The 3,812-nt window shown below is 73.0% G+C and carries 2 protein-coding genes; one reads left to right on the top strand and one right to left on the bottom strand.

Translation table 11 applies throughout. The features are described 5' to 3' along the window. Nucleotides 1–375: 375 nt before the first annotated feature. Complete coding sequence (locus tag ACFU53_RS47205) at nt 376–1,803, bottom strand: cytochrome P450 (protein ID WP_384006596.1); 1,428 nt, start codon at nt 1,801–1,803, stop codon at nt 376–378. A gap of 594 nt (nt 1,804–2,397) precedes the next feature. On the opposite strand from ACFU53_RS47205, the gene ACFU53_RS47200 reads away from it, so the two are divergent. Then, on the top strand, nt 2,398–3,812 hold a 1,415-nt coding region (locus ACFU53_RS47200), incomplete at its 3' end, for a ScbA/BarX family gamma-butyrolactone biosynthesis protein (protein ID WP_384006593.1).

The raw sequence follows: 3,812 nt of genomic DNA, 5'->3' as shown, positions 1-3,812 counted from the left end.
GCCGCCTCGCCCACCAGCCGCACCCGCGCCGCCGCCGAGCGGCACGTCCTCGGTGCGGGCGGCACGGTGCTGCGCCCGCACCTGGTCTACGGCACGGGCGACCGGTGGGTCGTGCCCGGCCTGGTGTCGCTGCTGCGCCGGCTGGGCGCGCACGTGGCGGACGCGGGAACGCAGTCGCTGGTGAGCGTCACCGCGCTCGCCGAGGCGGCCGTCGCCGCGGCCCTCGACGACGGCGGCCTGGCGGGCGCCCACCACGTCACCCACCCCCGCCCGGTGCCCGGCACCCTCCTGACGGCGGCGGTGGCCGGCCGGCTGTCACTGCCCGCAGGGCCGGCGGTCGGCCTCGCCGAGGCCCGCGCCCGGCTGGCGGGCTCCTCAGCCGGGCTGCACCATCTCGCGATGCTCGCCACGGACCACTGGTTCGCCGACGCGGGCCTGTGGGAGCGCCTCGGCCAGGACCCCGGACCCGGCTTCGAGGCCGGCCTCGAAGCGCACACCGCCTGGTACCGCGCCTTCCTCGGCCTGCCGGCACCGCGCCGGTGACACCCCCGCGCCGGCCGGCGCTCCGGTCAGCACGGGCAGCTCGCGGTGGCCGTTGGCGATGAACGACTCCAGCGGGCGCAGCCGGCCGGCCGGGACGGCGAGCTCCAGGCCGGGGAAACGGGTGAACAGCGCGCGCAGCGCGATCTCCGCCTGAAGCCGGGCCAGCGGCGCGCCGATGCAGAAGTGCGCGCCGTGCCCGAAGGACAGATGCCCGCGCCGGGTGGGCCGCAGCACGTCGAACCGGTCGCTGTCCGCACCGTGCACGGCCCCGTCCCGACCGGCCCCGGCATAGGAGATCATGATCGCGTCGCCCTGCGGGATCACCGTCTGCCCGGTATCGATGTCCTCGACCGCGTAACGCAGCAGCAGGTTGGCGCCCGGCGCCTGGACCCGCAGAGCCTCCTCCACCACGTCCGCCCAGCCGGCCCGCCCCGCACGGACGTGCGCCAGCTGCTCGGGATGGCTCAGCAGCAGGCAGACCGCGTTGTCGATCAGATTGACGGTGGGCTCGTAGCCGGCGGTGAACAGCAGGATCAGATTGTCGATCAGCTCCTTGTCGTCCAGCCGCGTGCCGTCGGCCTCGTCACGCACCGAGATCAGCGCACTGGTGAGATCCTCCCCCGGACAGGCACGCCGCAGCTCCACCAGCGCCGCCATCACCTCATACATGTCACGCCCGTTGCGCCGGGCCTCCTCACCCGACGCCGCCGTACGGAAGAAACCGTCGATCACCCGCCGCAGGACGGCCCCGAACCGCTCCGGCACACCGAACAGCTCCAGCAGCACCTGCGACTGAACCCGGTGCGCGAAACCGTCCCGCAGATCAACCACCCGCCCCCGCCCCCGCCCCAGCCCCAGCCCCAGCCCCTGCCCCTGCCCCTGCCCCTGCCCCTGCCCCTGCCCCTGCCCCTGCCCCTGCCCCTGCTCCTGCTCCTGCTCCTGCTCCTGCTCCTGCTCCTGCAGAGCGTCCAGCGCCCGCGCCGTGATCTCCTCGATCCGCGGCCGCATCAACTCCACCCGCCGCGCGGTGAAAGCCCCCGACACCAGCCGGCGCAGCCGCCGGTGCCGCTCCCCATAGGCCGTGACCATGTTCTGCACCGACACCCAGATCGCCAGCGGCCAGCTGTCGGCTATCTCACCCTCCCGAAACGCCCGCCAGTGCAGACGCGCGTCCTTGGACACCCGCGGATCCACCAGCAGCCTCTTGACCAGCGCATGATCGGTGACCGCCCAGGCCGCCACCCCCCCGGGCAGCACCACCGGCGTCGCCGCCCCCCGCGCCCGCAGCGCCCGCGCCTCACCATGGACATCACGGCCGGCCGGATCAATGACGAAAGGACACGCACGACCAGACATCGCTACCCCCAGGACTCAGACCAACGGAACACAGACAAAGAACACAGCCACGCCGCCACACCCGGCACACCCGGCCGCCACACCCGACACTAAAACCGGTCGCCCGGTTTTTTCAATGGAATTCGCGAAGAGACCCCACCCCGGCCCGGCACCCCGCCGCCACCGCCACACCCCCGGACACCACCCCGCCCCCCGGCGGGACCCGGGACCCGCCCGTCCGCCCGCCACCGGCGTGAACCGGGCGGTATTAGCGGAATGCCCCCCACCGCCGTAACGGAATGCGGTCAACCGCTTCCCGTCCGCCGCACACCCGCCCCCCGCCCCCACGCCGCACCCGCCCCGCGGCAGCCCGCCCCCGCCTCCCCGGCCCGCCCACAGGACAGCCGGCCGAGTTGCCACGAGCACCTTGCAAACAAAACCGGTTGGTACGTATCTTATGACTCCTCGACGCCGAACCAGCCGGCCCCACCGGCACCCCGGCCTTCCCGCGGAGACCCCATGACACTCCTGACGGTCCACCAGGAAACCCCCCGCACCGACCAGAACACCCCGCAAGACCCTCACCCCGAGGGCCAGAACACCCCGCAGGGCCCTCACCGCGAGGGCGTGGACACCCCCCCAGGGGCCCTGCGCACCGACAAGAACAGCGCCCGAAGAACCCCGCCCACCGCCAAGAACACCGCACACGACGCCCCCCGCACCGGCCAGAACACCCCCCGGGGAACCCACCGCACCGGCGCGGACACCCCCCAAGACCCCCTGCCCGACAGCGGGAACCCTCCGCGGGCAACCCCGCACGACAACAGGACCCCGTCAGGAACCCACCCCACCGGCCCCCCCACCCGCACGGACACCGGCACGGGCGCGGGCACCGGCACGGACACCGGCGCGGGCGCGGACACCGGCGCGGGCGCGGACACCGGCACCGGCACCGGCACTGGCACGGACACGAACACCGGCACGGACACCGGCGCGGGCGCGGGCACCGGCGCGGGCGCGGGCGCGGGCCGGCCGCCCCGCCTGACCACCACGGTCCCGCGCGAATACGTCCACCGCGCCTGCCACGCGGAGGTCTTCCTGACCGGCTGCGAGAAAACCGGCGACACCACCTTCGCCCTGACCGGACAGTGGCCCCGCGCCCACACCTTCTTCACCGCCCCCGGCGGCACCCACCACGACGTGATGCAAGCGGCAGAAACGATCCGCCAGGTCGGCCTCTTCCTCGCCCACTCCGAATTCGGCGTCCCCCTCGGCCACCACTTCCTCATGTGGGAACAACACGTCACCACCCACCCCGCACAGATGGCCATCCACACCACCCCCACCGACCTGACCATCAGCACCACCTGCAGCAACCTGCGCTACAAAGGCACCCGCCTCGCCGAATTCACCATGCACATCACCCTCCACCGCAACCAGCACACCCTCGCCACCGGCGGCGGCCGCTTCACCTGCATCACCCCCGCCACCTACCACCGACTACGCGGCACCACCCCCACCCCCACCCCCCCACACCACCCCCACCACCCCACCACCACCCCCCACACCGTCGGACGCACCCACCCAGACGACGTCGTCCTCTCCCCCACCACCACCCCCCACCAATGGCTCCTCAACCCCAACCCCCACCACCCCATCCTCTTCGACCACACCAGCGACCACATCCCCGGCATGGTCCTCATCGAAGCCGCCCGCCAAGCCGCCAACGCCCTCCACACCCACACCACCCCCACCCCCACCACAACCCCCACCCCCACCCCCACCACCATCACCACCACCTTCAACCGCTACGCCGAACACACCACCCCCTGCCACATCACAGCCACCCCCCACCCCCACACCCCCACCATCCAAGTCACCGGACACCAAAACACCCACCACATATTCACCACCCACCTCACCTACCCAACCCC

This window comes from Streptomyces sp. NPDC057474 (assembly GCF_042802555.1).
Lineage (GTDB): Bacteria > Actinomycetota > Actinomycetes > Streptomycetales > Streptomycetaceae > Streptomyces.
This window is presented reverse-complemented; position numbering and strand designations above follow the sequence as displayed.